Origin of the sequence: Corynebacterium breve (assembly GCF_030252165.1) — a bacterium.
Taxonomy (GTDB): Bacteria; Actinomycetota; Actinomycetes; order Mycobacteriales; family Mycobacteriaceae; genus Corynebacterium; species Corynebacterium breve.
In genome coordinates this window covers 956099-974610 of sequence record NZ_CP126969.1, presented here as the reverse complement: position 1 = coordinate 974610, position 18512 = coordinate 956099, and the positions used below count along the sequence as shown (strand labels likewise).

Genomic DNA, 18512 nt, shown 5'->3' with positions numbered 1-18512 from the left:
TTACAGCCTCTCAATGACCGTGACATTGCGGCCGGACTTCAACACGTTCATATTCTTCTTCAACTCATGCATCACATTGAACTTCACCGAATAACCGAACACCACAATCCGCGACACATCTAGTTCGCCCGTTTCAATCAGGCGCACCAACTCCACCACGTCATCACTAGTCAAGCCCGTGTCGATAATGTAGGCCGAATCCTCGCAGACATCAAGCGTGTAACCAGCAAGATTGACCTGCCCAGGTTTAGCATTCAAACCAAAACCATCCTGATTCAACCACGTCGTCAGGATCACGTCCTTACCCGACGCTTCATCAGTAGCGAACTTCGAAACATAGTCCCCCTCAAACAGCGCTCCCTGCGATGGATCAAACTCATACAGCTGGTCAATCGTCTGCTCGGACGGCTCATCCAAACGGAAAAGCTTAAAACCGTAGTCTATGTCCGCACCGGTCTCTTCCTTGATTTTTGCAGCAGCGCGCTTAATACGTTCACGACCGATTTGATCAATCGTCGCGAATCCTAGGGTCCGAGCGATTCTGTCTTCTGCAATACCATCATCCAACTGCACCAGGATGTACTTTAGACCGAGACCTTCTCGAGCGTTGATGTCCAAGACCGCCTCTGCTGTAGTCGCTGATCCTGAAAAGAAATCTATGACCGTAAAATCGGTGTCGTTTTCTACGCCACGCATATGCCCTAAGAGCGCGCGAATCAATCGGACTGGCTTAACCGTGTCAAAGACATCTTTGGTGCCAAAATATTCTTTCAATTCAAGGTTTGCGGATTCCGCAGTTCCGTAAACATCCTTCGCGAATAGATGTGACCAGAACGGATGATAGGTATTTGCGTCCTCATCATCGGGGCGCATCCTCAAAGCTGGACGCCCATCTATTAACTCAAGATCACCTCGCTCTTGATAAAACGAAATTGTGTCTTTACCAAGCTGCCTGAATCGGCCTGAGTTTTGTGGAGACTACGGGCAAAAGCCTTACTGGGCTTTTCGTGCGGTGAATCGGCCTGAGTTTTTCGGAGACTACGGGTAAAAGCCTTACTGGGCTTTTCGGGTGGTGTTGAATTCCTCGTAGTCCTGCTCGTATTCGATCGGGGGAACGTCACCGATCGACGAGTGCAGACGCTGGTGATTATACCAATAGATCCAGGATGCCGTTTCCGTTTCGACCTCCCGGGCATCCCTCCATGTGCGTGCGGGATCGACGTCGATGAGCTCAGTCTTGTACAGCCCGATCGTCGACTCCATCATCGCGTTGTCCAAGGCATCACCGACCGAGCCGATCGAGCCCTGGAGTCCGGCGTCTGCCAGCGCGTCGGTAAACGCCAGCGAGGTGTATTGCGCCCCGGCGTCCGAGTAATGGACGATGCCGGTGGCGGTGAAATCCATGCGGGTGCGTCTGCGACTGAACAACGCGTGTTCCAGGGCCATGAGCACCATCCTGGTGTCCATCACCGTGGTGACGACCCAGCCGAGGACCTGCCGCGAGTAGGCGTCGACGATGAAGGCGACGTAGCAGAATCCCTCCCTGGTCCAGGCGTAGGTGAAGTCCGCGATCCACCACTGATCCGGATGCCAGGGGTAGGTCCACCGACGGTCCACCAGGTCTGGGTGCCGGCGGTGCGCAGGATTGGCCACGGTCGTCTTCTTGCGGTGCATCCCGCGGGACACACCACGAATACCGGTGATCTTCATCAGTCGTTCCACCTGGTCACGACCAATAAGCATGCCGTCACGGATGGCTGCTTTCCAGAGCTTGCGCCGGCCATAGACCTTGCGGTTGTCCTCCCACAATCGGTAGATGCGGTGGGCGGCGTAGGCCTCATCCAACTCGGCGTCGGTGGGGCCGAAGCCGCGGGACTGGTGGGCGTAAAAGGTGCTCGGGGCAATCGCGATGCCGTGGGCAGTCAAGGTCTCGCAGATTGACTCGACCCCGAAGCGGTTCCGGTAGGTGCGGATGAAATCCACGACTACCGAAGTTTGCGGTCGAGCTCCGCCTGGGCGAAAAAAGCTGACGCCGTCTTGAGGATGTCATTGGCTCGTCGCAGTTTGGCGACTTCCTTGGCCTGCTCCTCGTAGGCAGCCTGGAGCTGCTCGTAGGACAGGGAGCCGGGCTGGGGTGCTTGTTCCTGCTTTTCCTGTTTTCGGATCCAGTTGCGCAGGGTGGATTCCTTTACGCCGAGTAGTTCGCCGATTTCTCGGCGGGCGGCTGCTTTGGAGATGTCGCCGTCTTCGAGACGTTCGAAGTACATGCGTACCGCGCGTTGTTGGGTGGCGGTGTCGTACTTGCTGGGCCGTGCCATGATGCTGATCGTCCTCCTAGGGTAAAACCTAGTCTCCGACCAACCCAGGCCGCCTCAGAGTCCTTCCAGAAACCCCGGCCCCGTGTGGGCCGCGGTCGTTCGTTTGAACTGACCCCATCGTCACAAACACCCAATCCCACCTGCCCGAAAGCAACCCACGACCAACATTAAGGTCACACCACTGCAATGGTTCGGCTTGCAACCTTGGTAGACGGATTCGCGTAATACCAATTTAACGATTCGCGTGTGAAAATATTTCACCTTTGTAACCTAATGGCCTGTTGACCGTATGTGAAACCTGACCAGCAAGATCGATTGCCCTGGGCGGTCCACCACGAACGAACCCACAGATCCGTTCCGCTCGTGGGAAATGCCAGCTCTCCTTGTCAGTGCGCAACACTTCTACTTGCGGCCTGTCCTCGACCTTCGAATCGGCAGGAAGCCTGGTGCAAGTACGCGGTGCGGGATCGACTGGGTAACCTCAAATCCATGCCTGTCCAGCGTTTTCCTACCACTTTTGCACTGGCGACAGTCGCCTTGATTTTCGGTGTTGTCGGCATTGCCAATGAAACCGAAGTCACGCCACTGTTCACCGGGTTGGTCATCATTCAAGCCCTCAGCTTGATCGGCTCCCCCCGCTACCCGTTCGCCAGCATCACGACTTACATCGCAGCCTTCATCGGCACACTGCTGGCCGGCCATTCCACTGGCCTAGAAATCTTTCTCGGAATCTTCCTCATCACCGCACTCATCGCCACTGATCGCCAACTCCTAGCTGCAGTGATCGCAACGACAATCACGCTCGGTGGTTTCTACTCTCCCATCAAAGGCCACATTCATTTCGACCTTATAGCCCTGTTCATCTTCCTTACCATCATTTTGTTGGCCTACCTGTTGGGCTTCTGGATCAACCGCACCCACAAGCAACGGCACCATGACCAGCTACTGAGGAAATCAAGAATCCAGGAACTCACCAGCCTGCTGCATGACACCATCGCTTCCGACCTAACTTCACTGATCGTTCAGTTGGAAACGCTTGCCCTCACTACCCCTCAACGCCACAAAGAACTCAAAAAGGCAGCGCACACAGCCCGCAACACTCTCGATAGAATCCGCCAACTACTCACAGCCCTCAATACCCAGCCCAATACACGGCCCACTGCAAGTTTTCCGAACACCCTGGAATCCTTTATTCAACGACTCCGTGACCATGGTTTCACCGTCACAACCTCCGCAGAACTGGACACCCCGGTAACCATGACGCTGCACAACACCGCTCTGCAACGCGTGCTCAGCGAAGCCTCAACCAACATCATCAAACACGCCACGCCCCAATCCACTGTGACTATCGACGCCATCACCAACGACCAAGGCATCGCACTCAGCATCACTAACCACCACGCCCCCACGAAGAATTCGACCTCAGACTCAACAGGTCTCGGGCTGGCCAATATGCTCCACGTACTATCCGCTGTCGGTGGAACGCTGAGAACATTCAGTGATGACCACCAATGGGGCATCACTGCCCACATCCCCTTTCATTAAGACACGCGATGGGCTATCACTATAAGCATGATCAAAACGACCACATACGCAATCCTGGGCGCGCTCTTGCCGCTCACCCCTGCATTAACCGCTCCTCCCGCAGAAGAAACCACCCTTGCAGTGGTCTACGGCATCAACGATTGGCTGAGCTGCGCGAAAAAACCAGAGTTGCCGTGGTGTAAAGGGTGACCACAAAACTTTTGCTCGTCGATGACGATCCCACCATCCTCGAGTCATTCCCCACGTACTTCGCTACCACCCAGGACCTAGAAGTAGTGGGCACAGCAACAACAGGCCGCAAGGCACTTCATTGGTTAGAGTCCAACATATGTGACCTCATCTTATCGGATGTTTACATGCCTGATATTGATGGTATCGACCTGTTACAGCTCATCAGAAAACACGACCATCCTCCACTCTTTGTCTCGATGACTGCTTTCGATACTGACGAAACCATGCTCAGATGCCTCAGCCTTGGCGCTGTGGGGTACATCATTAAAGGCCAGGAGCCAGAGACAATAATCCACTCGATACGCGTTGCAACACACGGAGGAACAAGCCTCTCTCCGGACTGCCTCAGCCGACTTGTTAAAATTAGAACCCCTGATGAAGACCTCGACAGCAGCAAACCTGTCGCTCCATCTCTTAGTCATCGTGAACAAGTCATCCTCTCCTTAATCTCCGAGGGGAAAACAAATAGAGAAATCGGTGAATCGCTACGCCTGGCGGAGATCACAGTCAGAACAGTGATCTCGCACCTCTTCTGGCGATTCTCCGCTCGAAACCGCGTCGATCTTGCTGTTAAGTACCAGTCGGTCAAAGACTCATACCAGCGCTAGTCGCTTTCGTCCATCTGTTGTTTCCCAAGACATGCAGCCCCATCGGTTCAGCTAATGACCCCTTTGAGGTGTATCGCAAGCGATACAAAACACCTGGACACGCCCACAAAACCACCTTGCAGAATACTCTGAGCCTTGTCATAGTTCCCTCACATACGGAGTAATTCTATGATTCAGAAGAGCCGAAAGTTCCTCACACCATTACTTGCCACCGCGGTGGCTTTCGCCACTATAATTCCTGACGCGTCTGCAGACACCCCCGTGGTGTCCCAACAGGCAAACGGAACAGTCATCACCTCACCTGCCGACATCTCCTCACTAGATACAGATGCAAGTGGCAATCACGCCCCAAGTGTTACGCCTGACGATGATCAAGGTAACGCTGAAACAATCCCTGTGGCAGGCGGACAACAGACAGTGTTCACTATCGACTCCCCAGAGTCTTCTCACATTAGAACTTTTGACCTCGGTCTTCCCGACGGGGCGATCATCGTTGAGCGCGATGGATTCTTCTTCGTAGAGCAGGATGGACAGATCACTATCCGCATTTCCGATCCGTGGGCTAAAGATGCCAACGGGAACGCTGTGAACACATGGTTCACTACCGATGGAAAAACACTAACTCAGTATGTGGAGAAGGACGAATCAGCCGTCTATCCGATCACAGTCGACCCACGCTGGACATGGGGGGGTTGTTTCAGGACATGTGTATTTCAGTAAGGAAGAGACCCGCAAATTGGCTGCCGGCGGCGCTGCCGCAGCTGCAGTTGGTCCTTTTTGGCTAGCGGTTCCGGCACCGTTCGGCCCTGCCATCGCGGCATGGTGGGTGAAGAACTCAATCCACGTCACCGAAACAGCGACGCGGGCGGTAGCCGGCAATAAGGGCGCCCAGTTGAAAGTCGGCTATATTGGAGCAGGATCGGGTGTTATCGGTGTTACTCCAGATGAATATACCAATGGGTGTGCATGATTAATAATAGATATGCTTTCACTTTCGGCTTGTCCGTCTTCTACGCACTATCCACAGCAACGAATGCGGCTAACCAACTTGTCGAAAGTATCAACACAAACACGACTCAGCTTGTTATCAACAGTCTGCTGTTGATCTTGGTGGCTATTGTTGCCACCGTCATCGTGGCTATGTTTAGGCGTAAGCGCTCCCCCGTGGAGCTAAATCGCGTATCCATAGTGTCTTTCACGGTCATCTTTGTTGCAGTCGTCCTGCTCAATAAACTCTCTTTGTCAATGCTAATTTTTCCGGCCTGCATGTTTGTAGGTTTTGTAGTCGTTCCGAGCTACCAGGAATGGCTTAAGCAAAGCGAGGCTCACGCAGCAACCTAAGTACTACCAGCGTTCCGGCGCGAGCCGACTACTGGCAATGTGCCAGCCATGTCGGCGAACCTAGATGCAGATCCTTCACTATCGGAACGCTCAGGCACCTCGCCATAAAGGCTCTACCAGATGGACGGCGGACGGCCCGACCTTGGGTTCGCGTATGGCAGGTACGCAGACAAGCCCCTACGCTTCACAGTGTGGGGGCTTGAAATACAAATGCCTAGCTCGGGAGTCTCATTGGCATGGGCGCGGTAGCCTCGGCACCTTTACGGTTTAAAGAGGTACTTCATGGTTTTCAGCGCGGGCAGAACGTCCCCTACTCGCAGGGCAGTGGCGGTGGCCATGGTGTCATCCTTGGACTCGGTGGTTCATGGCCCCGTGCGAGCCGCGATCGTTCGTTTGAACTGACACCATCGTCACAAACACCCAATCCCACCTGCCCGAAAAGAAGCGGTGCCGCACTATCAAAGTGCAGCACCGCGTCGGCTAGGAAATCTAGTTGATTCCCTCGGGGTAGGCATTCTCAGGGCCACAATCAGTAACAAGGATTGAGACGAGTTCCAGGCTTCGCTCAAGACCGCTGGCGTCACCGTCGAGTGCTCTGCTTATACCGGAATCAATCTGACCCCATTCTGAATCGGCCTGAGTTTTTCGGAGACTACGGGTAAAAGCCTTACTGGGCTTTTCGGGTGGTGTTGAATTCCTCGTAGTCCTGCTCGTATTCGATCGGGGGAACGTCACCGATCGACGAGTGCAGACGCTGGTGATTGTACCAGTAGACCCACGAGGCCGTTTCCGTTTCGACCTCCCGGGCATCCCTCCATGTGCGTGCGGGATCGACGTCGATGAGCTCAGTCTTGTACAGCCCGATCGTCGACTCCATCATCGCGTTGTCCAGAGCATCACCGACCGAGCCGATCGAGCCCTGGAGTCCGGCGTCTGCCAGCGCGTCGGTGAACGCCAGCGAGGTGTATTGCGCCCCGGCGTCCGAGTAATGGACGATGCCGGTGGCGGTGAAATCCATGCGGGTGCGTCTGCGACTGAACAACGCGTGTTCCAGGGCCATGAGCACCATCCTGGTGTCCATCACCGTGGTGACGACCCAGCCGAGGACCTGCCGCGAGTAGGCGTCGACGATGAAGGCGACGTAGCAGAATCCCTCCCTGGTCCAGGCGTAGGTGAAGTCCGCGATCCACCACTGATCCGGATGCGACGGATACCTCCACCGACGGCCTATTCGGTCCGGGTGCCGGCGGTGCGCAGGATTGGCCACGGTCGTCTTCTTGCGGTGCATCCCGCGGGACACACCGCGGAGGCCGGTGATCTTCATCAGCCGTTCCACCTGGTCACGACCAATAAGCATGCCGTCACGGAAGGCTGCTTTCCAGAGCTTGCGCCGGCCATAGACCTTGCGGTTTTCCTCCCACAGTCGGTAGATGCGGTGGGCGGCGTACGCTTCGTCGAGTTCGGCTCCGGTGGGGACGAAGCCGCGGGACTGGTGCGCCTAGAAGGTGCTCGGGGCAATCGCGATGCCGTGGGCAGTCAAGGTTTCGCAGATTGGCCAGACCCCGAAGCGGTTCCGGTAGGTGCGGATGAAATCCACGACTACCGAAGTTTGCGGTCGAGCTCCGCCTGGGCGAAAAAAGCTGACGCCGTCTTGAGGATGTCATTGGCTCGTCGCAGTTTGGCGACTTCCTTGGCCTGCTCCTCGTAGGCAGCCTGGAGCTGCTCGTAGGACAGGGAGCCGGGCTGGGGTGCTTGTTCCTGCTTTTCCTGTTTTCGGATCCAGTTGCGCAGGGTGGATTCCTTTACGCCGAGTAGTTCGCCGATTTCTCGGCGGGCGGCTGCTTTGGAGATGTCGCCGTCTTCGAGACGTTCGAAGTACATGCGTACCGCGCGTTGTTGGGTGGCGGTGTCGTACTTGCTGGGCCGTGCCATGATGCTGATCGTCCTCCTAGGGTAAAACCTAGTCTCCGACCAACCCAGGCCGCCTCATTATCGTCCACAAATTGGACCGCCTGGCCCGCAACCGGGCCGACGATGTAGCCATCACCAACAAGTTCAAAGAGTATGGCATTCGGCTAGTCTCCACCTCGGAAAACATCGACCAGACACCTGGTGGCATGCTGATGCACGGCATCATGAGTTCCATCGCCGAGTTCTACTCCAACAACCTGGCCAACGAGGTAACCAAAGGCACGGACGAGAAGGCCCGCCTCGGTGGCACACCAGGCCGAGCCCCCATTGGGTATCTCAACATTCGTCAAACCGTCAACGGGTCCGAAGTCCGAACCGTAGAGATAGACCTCGAGCGAGCACCCCACATCCAGTGGGCGTTCAAGCGCTATGCCAAAGGAGACATCTCGGTACTCAACCTGGCCCACGCTTTAACCGCGCGAGGCCTACTGTCCGTACCAACCAAGGCCAAGCCCGCTAAACCACTGTGGGGCAACCACGTCCAACGCTTCCTGACCAACAAGTACTACCTCGGCATCGTCACCTACAAAGGCGTGGAATATCCCGGCAACCACCAACCACTGGTCAACCAAGAGACCTTCAACCGAGTACAAACATTGCTCAAATCCAGACGCACGGGCGAACGGCACGTCAAACACGACCACTACCTCAAAGCGACCCTCTGGTGCGGACACTGCGGCCAACGCCTGATCTTACAAAAACCCACCTCCCGCAGTGGCAGACAATACGAATACTTCGTCTGCAACGGCAGACTGTCCAAGCGCACCAACTGCGACATGTCCGCTGTTCCCCTGGAATATTGCGAGGACTCAGTCCAAGAGCTGTACCGGCGGATCGAACTACCGCAGTCCCTGATCGATGACCTTTCCAGACATGTCAAGCAGGAGATCAAGACCTTCCACCAGGACCAGATCGAAGAAAAGACCATGCTCCAGGCTAAGAAACGGCAGATCGAGGACCGTCAAGCCAAGTTGTTTGAGCTGTTCTACGCCGAAGCCATCTCCCCTAAAGCCATGGCCAAGGAGCAAAAAGCCCTCGAGGTAGAACTAGAAGTGGTCAGTGCCTCGCTCCAGCGAACTGAAGAAACCTACGCAGAACACACCGACCTTATTGACCTAGCGGTCAAGCTCGGAGCTAGCTGCCACGGCCTCTACAAACGAGCCGAGCCTCACCAAAAGAAACTGCTCAACAACCTCTTCTTCAACAAGATCTACGTCCATCACGACCAGAACGGCCACCACATGCACGGTCACGCCAACGAGTGGATTCTAACCTTCCGCTCCACCAACACTATCTACGCCGACAACTGCGAGCTCAAACACAACCTCGCCATCGAGCCACACCCTGACGAACCTTTCCCGGAAGCCGCACCAGCGACAGAACTAACCCCGATCTCCCCCGTTTCTACAAAAACAAACGAGGCAGCCAGTGAAACTCCACTGACTGCCTCATTTAATTTTGCACGTGGTGTGTGTAACCACGAAGTGGTACCCCGTACGGGATTTGAACCCGTGTTACCGCCGTGAGAGGGCGACGTCCTAGGCCGCTAGACGAACGGGGCATGATGCTCGCGTTTGCGACTTGCTAACAGTAGATGACGCACGGCGTGTTTCACAAATCACCTGCTCATCCACCCCTTTTCACGCACTTTCATCAGCACCCGGACCGCTGCACGATCTACACTTGAACCATGAAGCAATCGGCGAAGATCACGCTCACCGTTCTCGCTTGGTTTCAGGCGATCTCAACTGTCATTGGGTGGGTGACGTTGTGGTTTGTCCCGCATATTTACGATTCCACGCTTGACCCCACACCGTTTGCGGGCCAGCAGATCCTAGCGGGATTCCTCCTCGGCGTAATCGTCGGCGGTCCGCAATGGGCCGCCATCATCATTGAGCGAGTCAAACCACAGTGGCGCGCGCTCGCCCACCTCGTTGCGGGGTTCGTCATGATGTGTTGGGTCTTCGGTGAGTGCCTCGTGCTTAACAGCTTCAACTGGGCGCACGCATTATGGGGAGGCATAGGACTATTGCAATTGGTCTTCGTCGCCATCTTCCTCGGGGCGCTGGAGCCTACCTACTCCCGCCCCGCGGCCAACCCCTGATAGAGCCTGATTATTTCTTCTGCCTGCGATTCCACTGACCACTGACTGGCCAGCTCGATGGAGCGCGCGGCGGCACGTGTGCGCCAGGTGTCGTCGTCAAGCTGGTTGATCACCCGAAGCAAAGCGGCGGCAAATGCTACGGGGCCATCGTTGGCGATTAGTCCGTTAACACCGGGGTCGATAACTAGATCAAGCTCGGGATCAGCGGTGACAATCGGCAATCCTGCCAGCGCTGCTTCGTGGAGCACCAGCGCCTGGGTGTCAGTAGTAGACGGAAACGCGAAGATGTCTGCCATGCCGTAGAACGCGCCCAGCGACTCGCGCGGCTGCTCCCCGGGCAGTAACACGTTATGGCCGGCTCGGAGTTCCTCGAGGCGTTTGCGGATCTTCTTATAGCGAGTCCAGTCCCCGACAATCATCAGCTGCGCGTCGGGAATCGCCTCGGCGACCAGCTCGAACGCGTCGCACAAGAGAGTCAGTCCCTTTTCCGGAGCGATGCGGCCTGCGTACATGATGAGCGGGCCGTGGCCACGTTCGATGGGAGGCTCGCTAACAGGCAGCGGATCGACCCCATTGGGCACGCACAGCACCTTGGCATCCGGTGCGAGCATGAGCGCCCGTTTGACTGTCTTGGGCGATGGCGCGGTGACAAGATCTGCCTCAGTCAGCATTCTCCGCATCAGTCCGAGCAGCGAGGAGTTCTCCCCCAGCTCAAGGCGGTCGGTCTTTCGGGACTCTGCATCGAAAATCTCTGACCGGTTAAGCCGGGCAAAGATCTCCACAACGCCCTTGAGAAACGGGATCGTCCTTGGATAGTGCCGCGCATACGCATCGAAGTCGGTGTGCCAGGTGACCAGAAGCGGGATGTCTAATCGCAGCGCGACCCATAAACCCAATACGCCGAGCGGGCCAAGCCCATGCACGTGGATCACGTTGGGTTCAAGCTTTGCTACACGCTTGATGGTGCGTTTGAAGTGCCTTCCGGATGCCACACGTGTGGGCATCCGTGGCACCCACACCGAGGGCATGCGAATCTCGGTGCGCTCTGGATGTCCCTGGTGCGGATTCGGACCTTTGGCCGCAGGAGCCACAACTACCACTTGGTGCCCGCGGGCTAGTAAATCCCCTTCGAGCTGTTGTACCGCGAACATCAACCCGTTCGAGCCTGGGCCGTAATTATCAACAAAGTGAGCGACTTTAAGCCGTTGCGTCATTGCTATGAATCTAATCTCTGGTCCAAGTTTGCGCACCAGTAGCGAAAGGACCGCCCCTCACCGGAAGTGCGAGGGGTGGCCCTTCTGAACCAACCTAGGGTTGATTACGTTCTATTGAGCTGCTGGTCATCGTGCGGAAGTCTCTCTAGCCCGAGTTGGTGCTTACTCGTAGCTACGTCCGCTTTTATTATTTGGTTGACGCGCGAGGCTTCAATACAAAGCAATCAGGTCCCTGAGGATTTCGGCAACTGATGCTGGTCGAGACGTTTCGGGTGTAGCTCCTTGGCTTCTCGCATCACTGGCGATTGGGAAGTCCTAGATTCTGGCTATGCCGCGATTGATCCGAAGCGCACCGGCAGATCAGTCTGGCTGAAATGATCGGTGCCATTTACTGCCATCCATTCTCCCTTCTGCGTTACGGTTCAGTCTTCACGAATTCTCTGCTCATCCCGCGTTCCTTACTAGTTTTGCGAGTGGCTTCGATTTCGTACTTCTGAGTCTATGGTGCACAAGGCACGAAAAATAGCTTAACGACGAATCATTCACTGGTTATAACCCCGAGTCACATGAACACCGTTGACAACACAGATATCGGATCAACCGGTCTGGGGTGAACACCAGGTTAACTGCGCGGGAACTAGAGTTTTCCTCGCGATCCCCGGCGCCCCGGCACCAGCCGACGTACACTTGAAGCAGATACTAATTGAGTATTTCCACCTCGCAACCAGCGATAAGCCCACTAAGCAGGGTTCGCCATCATGACGCCACAATCTAAACCGTTGAGCCCGCGACGCCGATTGGGCGCGTGGAAAATCATCGCCCTCATCATCCTCTTCCCCGTGGTCGTCGTCGTGGCTTTTGCAGGCGGGAAGCTCGCCGTAATCAACCACAGCCGAAACAAGGTGATCCAATCCCATTCGATCTCTGAGATTCGCGAGTACACCTTGGGCGGCATCCCCCAAAAGGTCATGCTTGACGGCGCCGACTCCTCTGCTCCGTTGGTTGTCTACTTCCACGGCGGACCCGGCTCCCCGCTCCCCTACAACGTTGGCAGTCGCGGAATGCTGCCAGAGGTGGCCGAAGCCAACATCCTGGTCACTTGGGACCAGTACGGCTCGGGAGTAAACGATCCTGGCAATCTAGACGACATCAACTTGGACACCATCTCCCAGATGGCTGTAGATCTCATCGTCGAGCTGAAAAAAGACTTCCCCGAAAACCGACTCACCGTCTTTGGCATGTCATGGGGCTCGGTCCTGGCCGCCAACGTGGCCACCGAAAAACCAGAGCTTATCGACGAGGTCGTCGTCTACGGCCAGATCACCCACCAGCTCTTTATTAACGACGAGACACTCCGCGCCCTCGACGCTGCCGAGCTGTCGAAGAAGGAGCGGATGCAATTGGAATCCGTCAAAGCAAAGGAGACGTACACCGCCAGGGACGTGGAGATTATCTCCCCGATGCTGATGAAACGTACCGAGGGCTTCTACGCCGAAGGCTCCAGACTTACCGACTTCCTTGACCCCATCCTGGGCTCGCTCATCAGCCCCGACTACTCAATTGGCGACTTCACAGCACTATTCAAAAACAGCTACACCGGAAAGCATGAGCCACTCGAAGAACTGCTGCGCGTTGACATTCGCCCACAGCTCAAGGAGGTTCAAGTCCCCTACTACATCGTCCAAGGCGACAAAGACCTAGTGACCTCCACTGCAGAGGTAGCAAAGCTAATCGACGACACCAGCAACTCCAATCTCCACTTTGAAATCGTCGACAATAGCTCGCACTTTCCGTCGCCCGAGGCCACTGCTTACGTGCTGGACTTTGAGAACTTCCGCGCTACATAGCAATCAATCGTGGAATTACCAATGACCACGCCAAAAGACGTGGTCATTGTAGGACTTGCTCTGGGAACTAGTGCTCGTCAGCGAGCGCATCCGCCTGAGTCTCGTGAACGGTGCCCTTTGGGTGATGTGGAGGCGCATAGATTGTGTAAATCTTCAGTGGCACTTCACCGGTATTGATTACGTTGTGCCATTCCCCGCGAGGCACGAGCACTACGTCCTCAGCGGCGATGTCCTTAGTAAAAGTGACCTCATCCTTAGTAGGGCCCATCTCTACGCGAGCGTTGCCCTGCTCCAGGCGAATGAACTGGTCGGTGTCATCGTGGAGTTCCAGACCAATATCGCCACCGACAGGGATCTCCATCAAAGTGACCTGCAGGAACTCACCAGTCCACAGTTCGGTACGGAAGTTCTCATTCTCCAGCGTTGCATCTTCAATATTGGTGGTGAATGGACCATCCACTCGAGCTGGCTCGCTTGTCGACGACATCTCCGACCCAATGAGCGACTCAAGGAAGCCCGCCGAGGACTGTGCCTGGGCAGCTGGGACGAAAGAACCGAACAAGACAGATGCCGCGACGGCGGAGGCAGCAATTCTCCGGATACTCTTCTTCACTATTAGACTCCTCTTGTATAGACATACTGTGTACAACTCGAACGATACCGGCCGACCCCTAATACTTCTTCACATTTGTATCGAGAAGCTATAAGCCCAATAGGAAAACGCGTTCATCCCGATGTGCTGACCCCGCTTCCAGCGATAGGGGAACTACCTGGGGAAATAGGAGCCATGCAGGAAGCCCCCCCCCTAAATGGGTATTTCCCTGAGGCCCCAAAACTCCATAAGTCAAAATCGGAACGCAAAAAGGCAGCCAGCGAAACTCGCTGACTGCCTTGCTTGGTACCCCGTACGGGATTTGAACCCGTGTTACCGCCGTGAGAGGGCGGCGTCCTAGGCCGCTAGACGAACGGGGCATAGAACTTGCAGATTTCTCTGCTGCTGGCCTACCAGGACTCGAACCTAGAATGACGGTACCAGAAACCGTAGTGTTGCCAATTACACCATAGGCCATTGTTTTTCTTAGCAGCCGAGCTGCTCTGAACAACGTTGATAACTATAACCAGAGAACCCATACGAGGCCAAATCGGCTGGTCACACCGCCCAAATGACCTCGCTGTAATTCATTTTATGCTTGAGCTACATAAGGAGTCTGCTCACGAGTCGCGCGAAGGCGAGCAAGGGTGGATTCGCGTCCCAGCAGCTCCATCGACTCGAACAGTGGCGGCGAGATCGCCTCACCGGAGATACCTACGCGCAAAGCGCCGTAAGCAACGCGTGGCTTAAGCTCCAGCTCTTCGATGAGCGCCTTGGATAGCGCAGCCTCGATCGCTTCAGTGGTCCACTCCCCGATCCCCTCCAGTGCGGCGATGCCCGCCTCGAGCGGCTGAATGGCAGCTTCTTTGAGGTTCTTCTTCGCAGCCTTCTCGTCGAGGACGATGTCTTCGTCGGCAGTGACCAAGAACTTGAGCAGGCCGTAGGCATCCGACAGCGTCTTGATGCGCGTCTGCACCAGATCAGCTGCCACCGCAAACTTCTCCTCCGGGTAGTCCTGCGGGAAGTCAGTGTATTCAGTGAGGTATGCACGCAGCCGGTTCTTAAAGTCCTCTGGTTCCAGCATGCGGATGTGGTCAGCGTTGATCGCCTCTAGCTTCTTCTGGTCAAAGCGCGCTGGGTTACCCAGGACATCGGCGACGTCGAAGGCAGCGGTGAACTCGTCGACAGTAAAGATGTCTTGATCTGACGACAGTGACCAGCCCAAAAGCGCCAGGTAGTTGAGCATGCCCTCCGGGATGATGCCGTTGTCGCGGTGGTTGAATAGGTTGGACTCTGGGTCACGCTTGGACAGCTTCTTGTTGCCCTGGCCGAGCACGAATGGCAGGTGGCCGAACTCCGGAGTGAAGTCGGTGACACCGATGCGCTGAAGCGCTTCGTACAGCGCGAGCTGGCGCGGGGTCGAAGACAACAGATCCTCTCCGCGCAAGACGTGGGTCACCTGCATCAGCGCGTCGTCGACTGGATTGACCAGCGTGTACAGTGGCGCACCGTTAGAGCGCGCGACAACATAATCCGGCTGGGTTTCTGGCTTGAACTCCATCTCGCCACGGACCAGGTCGGTCCACTTCCACACCTTGTTCGGCATGCGCAGGCGCCACACTGGCTTGCGCCCCTCGGCCTCGAACGCAGCAATCTGCTCGTCGGTGAGGTCACGGTCGAAGTTGTCGTAGCCAAGCTGCGGGTCACGCCCTGCTGCCTTGTGTCGCTCCACAACCTCTTCGTTGGTGGAGTACGCCGGGTACACCTCGCCTGCGTCGATCAGCTTCTGCAGGATGTCTGCGTAGATGTCCATGCGCTGCGACTGGCGGTACGGCTCGTGTGGACCACCAGTCTCCACGCCTTCGTCCCAGTCCATGCCGAGCCAGCGCAGCGATTCGACGATCGCCGCGTAGGACTCTTCGGAGTCACGGGCAGCATCGGTATCTTCGATTCGGAAGATGAGCTTGCCGTTGGTGTGGCGGGCGTAAGCCCAATTGAACAGTGCCGTGCGCACCATACCTACGTGCGGCGTGCCGGTAGGCGATGGGCAGAATCGTACGCGTACATCAGTCATGTACGCCATGTTACAACTTGGACAGGACGGGTCGTCGATAAGCGAGCGATGCTACGGCGACCAACCGAAGCTAGTCACTATCCTGCGGGCCACACGAACGTGCCCCGTATTGATAACGCGGAAATCCGTAGGGCTAGAATCGGCTTCCATGTGTGCCAACAGACCGTCAACCGCGCCCGACTTCCTTCTGTCGCGCGCGCACGGCTCCGTGCGCACCCAAGGCTCGCTAGGGTCATTTCTTGATGTGTGGCAGGCTGTTGAGGCTCTGGACACGGGCGACGTAGACATGGTCGTGGGCGCTCTCCCCTTCGACCGCGACGCAGCAGCAGCTTTGACCGTTCCGCACAACATTATCCGCGAACCTTCCGCCCTGGAGCCTCACCCGTACTACCGCATCGGGGAAGGCTCAAAGCTCAACGCCAAAGTGTGGGGCTTTGATCCGGAGCCTTCTGAGCACCTGCGCCGTGTGGAAGCCGCAGTGGAAACTATCCGGAGCTCCGTCTTGGACAAGGTTGTACTTGCGCGGGCGGTGGACATCGAGTTCGACCCGCCTGTCGATCCGCGCCTGGTCGCAGCTCGTCTGATCGATCTTTCCTATACCCGCGACGGTTTCATTGCGGACCTCACTCCTGCCGGAAAACTAGGCCACATGCTGGTCGGTTCCAGCCCCGAGGTGCTGGTGCGCCGCCAAGGAAACAAGGTCACTTCCTACCCGCTCGCTGGTTCTGCACCGCGTAATTTTTACGATAAGGCCGCTGACGAGGCGGCCGGCCAAGCACTCGCCTCCTCAGCAAAGGACCACGAGGAACACGCGTATGTGGTCGAACACATTCGCCAGATCTTGGCGCCGCTGTGTTCGTCGTTAAGCATCTCTGACCAGCCGATCCTAGATAAGACCAACGAGATGTGGCACCTGGCCACCCCGATTGAGGGCGTGCTCAAAGACCCTGCGCCGAACGCGCTGGAGCTTGCGGCGATGCTCTACCCCACCCCGGCTGTCTGCGGCACGCCGACTGATGCTGCCGAGGCGCTCATCGTCACCGCCGAATCCGATCGCTGCTTCTACGCGGGCACTGTCGGCTGGTGTGATTCCTCCGGCGACGGCGAATACATGGTCGCGATCCGCTGTGCCGAAGTCGATGGAGCTGGAACCATGGCGCGCGCGTGGGCCGGCGGCGGCCTGGTTGCTGATTCCGACCCCGAAAGCGAGCTGGAAGAAACAACGGCCAAGCTGCGCACAATCATGCGCGCGCTCGGCCTGTAGTCTCAGATGCTCTAGTTTTTAGGCACGCTCGACTGGGTTGCCCAGCTTGCCAATACCCGGGATTTCCACCTCGATGAAGTCGCCCGGTGCCATTGCCTCGGTGCCCGCCGGGGAGCCGGTGCAGATGACGTCGCCTGGGAGCAGTGTCATGGATGCGGTGATGAACTCGATGATCTCGCCGAACTTCATGATCATCTGGTTGGAGTTGGAGTCCTGCTTGGTCTCGGTCGTGCCCTCGTGGGTCAGGTGTGCCTTGATTGGCAGGTTGTCCAGCTCGAACTTGTCCAGGTCGGTCTCAATCCATGGGCCGAGCGGGCAGAAGGTGTCGATACCCTTCGCGCGCGCCCACTGACCGTCGGCAAACTGCAGGTCACGGGAAGACACGTCGTTGACGATGGTCACGCCGCGAATAACGGATTTCCAGTCCTCAGCCTTGACGTTCTTGCAAGGTTGGCCGACGACCAGCGCCAGCTCGCCTTCGAACTCGACCTTGGTGGCAAACTCTGGGATCTTGATCGCAGCGCCAGGTCCGATGACAGATGTTGGTGGCTTAAGAAACAGAGTCGGTGGCAGGTGCTCAGCAGACTGCTTGAACACCTCGGCTACGTGGTCGGCGTAGTTACGACCAATCGCTACAACCTTGCTTGGCAGCATCGGCGCCAAGAGTCGCACGTCTTCGAGTGGCCATTCCTTGCCGGTGTATTCAGGTTCAGTAAAAGGAGTTCCCGCGATCTGCTTCGCGGTGGTTCCCTCGTCGTCGATTACCGCGAAGGTCATGCCTTCCGGTGTTGCAATTCGTCCAAAGCGCATGTGATGAAGCCTACATCACTGATTATTCGGCTGTCAGTGCTAGGTACACTTCAGCACACGCAATCGCATCAGTCAGCGCATTATGGTTCCCGTAGTTGGGCAAGCCGTAGCGACGACGCACTCGCGCCAACCGCAGATCTTCACCGCGCGGGTAGGTGCCCATCCGCTCCATGTGACGGCGCTCCATCGTCATCGTGTCGGCGATCTCATGCTCCCGGAATTTCCAGCCCGACCCTCGAACCGTCTTGTGTAGATGGTCCAAAAACCCGGTCTCGATCTGGGCAAAGTGTGCAAGCAGCTTCCTGCCTTCGAGAGCTTCTACTACTGCATCGAGGACGAGAGCAGGTTCAACTCCCTCTTTCGCCACAATGTCGTCGGTCACGCCGTGCACGGTGGCCGAATTACCTACGGTTGCCCCCGCCAACACAAAGTAACCCGCACCCGACAAGTCAATTTCACGCCCGTTGACCGGCACATAGCCCACCGACACCAGTTGGTCCTTCTTCGGCGAAAGCCCCGTGGTCTCCACGTCGATCGCAAGGAGCTGGCCCTCAGATACTTCACGACGAGCCCCGCCAAACAGCCCGAACATC

Annotated in this window: 18 protein-coding genes, 3 tRNA genes, 2 pseudogenes and 2 other annotated features; of the genes and pseudogenes, 10 read left to right on the top strand and 13 right to left on the bottom strand. The window is 56.6% G+C overall.

Annotated features, from left to right (window positions below):
* Together QP027_RS04805 and QP027_RS04800 are read right to left on the bottom strand one after the other, a co-directional pair.
* Positions 1-873 (bottom strand): DNA methyltransferase, encoded by an 873-nt coding sequence (locus QP027_RS04805; RefSeq protein ID WP_284826431.1) that lies wholly within the window; start codon positions 871-873, stop codon positions 1-3.
* A gap of 180 nt (positions 874-1053) precedes the next feature.
* Positions 1054-2318, bottom strand: a protein-coding gene (locus QP027_RS04800) for an IS3 family transposase (RefSeq protein ID WP_284826429.1) whose coding sequence is annotated in 2 segments (ribosomal slippage) — positions 1054-2027 and positions 2027-2318 — 1266 coding nt in all. Because the reading frame shifts where the segments join, the coding sequence is not laid out codon by codon here.
* Positions 1897-2028, bottom strand: a sequence feature (AL1L pseudoknot). (Overlaps the previous gene by 132 nt.)
* 489 nt (positions 2319-2807) lie before the next feature.
* Here QP027_RS04800 and QP027_RS04795 point away from each other — a divergent pair.
* The 6 genes from QP027_RS04795 to QP027_RS04770 all read left to right on the top strand — a co-directional run bounded on the left by QP027_RS04795 (position 2808) and on the right by QP027_RS04770 (position 6043).
* Positions 2808-3863: a sensor histidine kinase gene (locus QP027_RS04795; RefSeq protein ID WP_284826428.1), complete on the top strand. Its 1056-nt coding sequence runs from the start codon at positions 2808-2810 to the stop codon at positions 3861-3863.
* Between the two features lie 27 nt (positions 3864-3890).
* Positions 3891-4052 (top strand): hypothetical protein, encoded by a 162-nt coding sequence (locus QP027_RS04790; RefSeq protein ID WP_284826426.1) that lies wholly within the window; start codon positions 3891-3893, stop codon positions 4050-4052.
* A complete protein-coding gene (locus tag QP027_RS04785; protein ID WP_284826424.1) occupies positions 4049-4702 on the top strand; it encodes a response regulator transcription factor in 654 nt (217 codons plus the stop codon). Before QP027_RS04790 ends, QP027_RS04785 begins: the two co-directional genes overlap by 4 nt.
* Before the next feature lie 168 nt (positions 4703-4870).
* Positions 4871-5422, top strand: a complete 552-nt coding sequence (locus QP027_RS04780) for a hypothetical protein (RefSeq protein ID WP_284826422.1) — start codon at positions 4871-4873, stop codon at positions 5420-5422.
* Positions 5409-5672 carry a hypothetical protein gene (locus tag QP027_RS04775; RefSeq protein ID WP_284826421.1) on the top strand — a complete coding sequence of 88 codons (264 nt, stop codon included), beginning with the start codon at positions 5409-5411 and terminating at the stop codon, positions 5670-5672. The genes QP027_RS04780 and QP027_RS04775 overlap by 14 nt, the downstream gene beginning before the upstream one ends.
* Entirely contained in the window at positions 5669-6043 is a 375-nt protein-coding gene (locus QP027_RS04770; protein WP_284826419.1) for a hypothetical protein, read from the top strand. The genes QP027_RS04775 and QP027_RS04770 overlap by 4 nt, the downstream gene beginning before the upstream one ends.
* 667 nt (positions 6044-6710) lie before the next feature.
* Here QP027_RS04770 and QP027_RS04765 read toward each other — a convergent pair.
* A pseudogene (locus QP027_RS04765) lies at positions 6711-7975 on the bottom strand (IS3 family transposase).
* Positions 7554-7685 (bottom strand) — a sequence feature (AL1L pseudoknot). It overlaps the preceding pseudogene by 132 nt.
* 71 nt (positions 7976-8046) lie before the next feature.
* Between QP027_RS04765 and QP027_RS12340 the strand changes: the two are divergent.
* Positions 8047-8775, top strand: a pseudogene (locus QP027_RS12340) (recombinase family protein); the annotation flags it as partial.
* Between the two features lie 78 nt (positions 8776-8853).
* On the opposite strand, the gene QP027_RS04750 reads toward QP027_RS12340, so the two are convergent.
* From QP027_RS04750 to QP027_RS04740, 3 genes are all read right to left on the bottom strand, one after another.
* Positions 8854-9042: a hypothetical protein gene (locus QP027_RS04750; RefSeq protein WP_284826413.1), complete on the bottom strand. Its 189-nt coding sequence runs from the start codon at positions 9040-9042 to the stop codon at positions 8854-8856.
* Positions 9043-9129: 87 nt separating this feature from the next.
* A complete protein-coding gene (locus tag QP027_RS04745) occupies positions 9130-9267 on the bottom strand; it encodes a hypothetical protein (RefSeq protein WP_284826411.1) in 138 nt (45 codons plus the stop codon).
* A gap of 232 nt (positions 9268-9499) precedes the next feature.
* Positions 9500-9575, bottom strand: a tRNA-Glu gene (locus QP027_RS04740).
* A 129-nt stretch (positions 9576-9704) separates the two neighbouring features.
* On the opposite strand from QP027_RS04740, the gene QP027_RS04735 reads away from it, so the two are divergent.
* Complete coding sequence (locus QP027_RS04735) at positions 9705-10118, top strand: hypothetical protein (RefSeq protein WP_284826410.1); 414 nt, start codon at positions 9705-9707, stop codon at positions 10116-10118.
* Here QP027_RS04735 and QP027_RS04730 read toward each other — a convergent pair.
* Positions 10091-11332 carry a glycosyltransferase gene (locus QP027_RS04730; protein ID WP_284826408.1) on the bottom strand — a complete coding sequence of 414 codons (1242 nt, stop codon included), beginning with the start codon at positions 11330-11332 and terminating at the stop codon, positions 10091-10093. The two genes, QP027_RS04735 and QP027_RS04730, sit on opposite strands and share 28 nt — an antisense overlap.
* A gap of 758 nt (positions 11333-12090) precedes the next feature.
* On the opposite strand from QP027_RS04730, the gene QP027_RS04725 reads away from it, so the two are divergent.
* Positions 12091-13179, top strand: a complete 1089-nt coding sequence (locus QP027_RS04725) for an alpha/beta fold hydrolase (RefSeq protein WP_284826407.1) — start codon at positions 12091-12093, stop codon at positions 13177-13179.
* Positions 13180-13246: 67 nt separating this feature from the next.
* On the opposite strand, the gene QP027_RS04720 is transcribed toward QP027_RS04725, so the two are convergent.
* From QP027_RS04720 to gltX, 4 genes are all read right to left on the bottom strand, one after another.
* Entirely contained in the window at positions 13247-13792 is a 546-nt protein-coding gene (locus tag QP027_RS04720; RefSeq protein WP_349293181.1) for a cupin domain-containing protein, read from the bottom strand.
* A 283-nt stretch (positions 13793-14075) separates the two neighbouring features.
* Positions 14076-14151, bottom strand: a tRNA-Glu gene (locus QP027_RS04715).
* A gap of 25 nt (positions 14152-14176) precedes the next feature.
* Positions 14177-14248 (bottom strand) — tRNA-Gln (locus QP027_RS04710).
* Positions 14249-14363: 115 nt separating this feature from the next.
* Positions 14364-15854, bottom strand: coding sequence for a glutamate--tRNA ligase (gene gltX / locus QP027_RS04705; RefSeq protein WP_284826405.1), 1491 nt, complete (start codon positions 15852-15854; stop codon positions 14364-14366).
* Between the two features lie 139 nt (positions 15855-15993).
* Between gltX and QP027_RS04700 the strand changes: the two genes are divergently transcribed.
* Positions 15994-17109: an isochorismate synthase gene (locus tag QP027_RS04700; RefSeq protein ID WP_284826403.1), complete on the top strand. Its 1116-nt coding sequence runs from the start codon at positions 15994-15996 to the stop codon at positions 17107-17109.
* Between the two features lie 18 nt (positions 17110-17127).
* Here QP027_RS04700 and QP027_RS04695 read toward each other — a convergent pair whose 3' ends face one another.
* Both QP027_RS04695 and QP027_RS04690 read right to left on the bottom strand, forming a co-directional pair.
* A complete protein-coding gene (locus QP027_RS04695) occupies positions 17128-17919 on the bottom strand; it encodes a fumarylacetoacetate hydrolase family protein (RefSeq protein ID WP_284826401.1) in 792 nt (263 codons plus the stop codon).
* Between the two features lie 22 nt (positions 17920-17941).
* Positions 17942-18511, bottom strand: a complete 570-nt coding sequence (locus QP027_RS04690) for an exonuclease domain-containing protein (protein ID WP_284826400.1) — start codon at positions 18509-18511, stop codon at positions 17942-17944.
* Between the last annotated feature and the right edge of the window lies 1 nt (position 18512).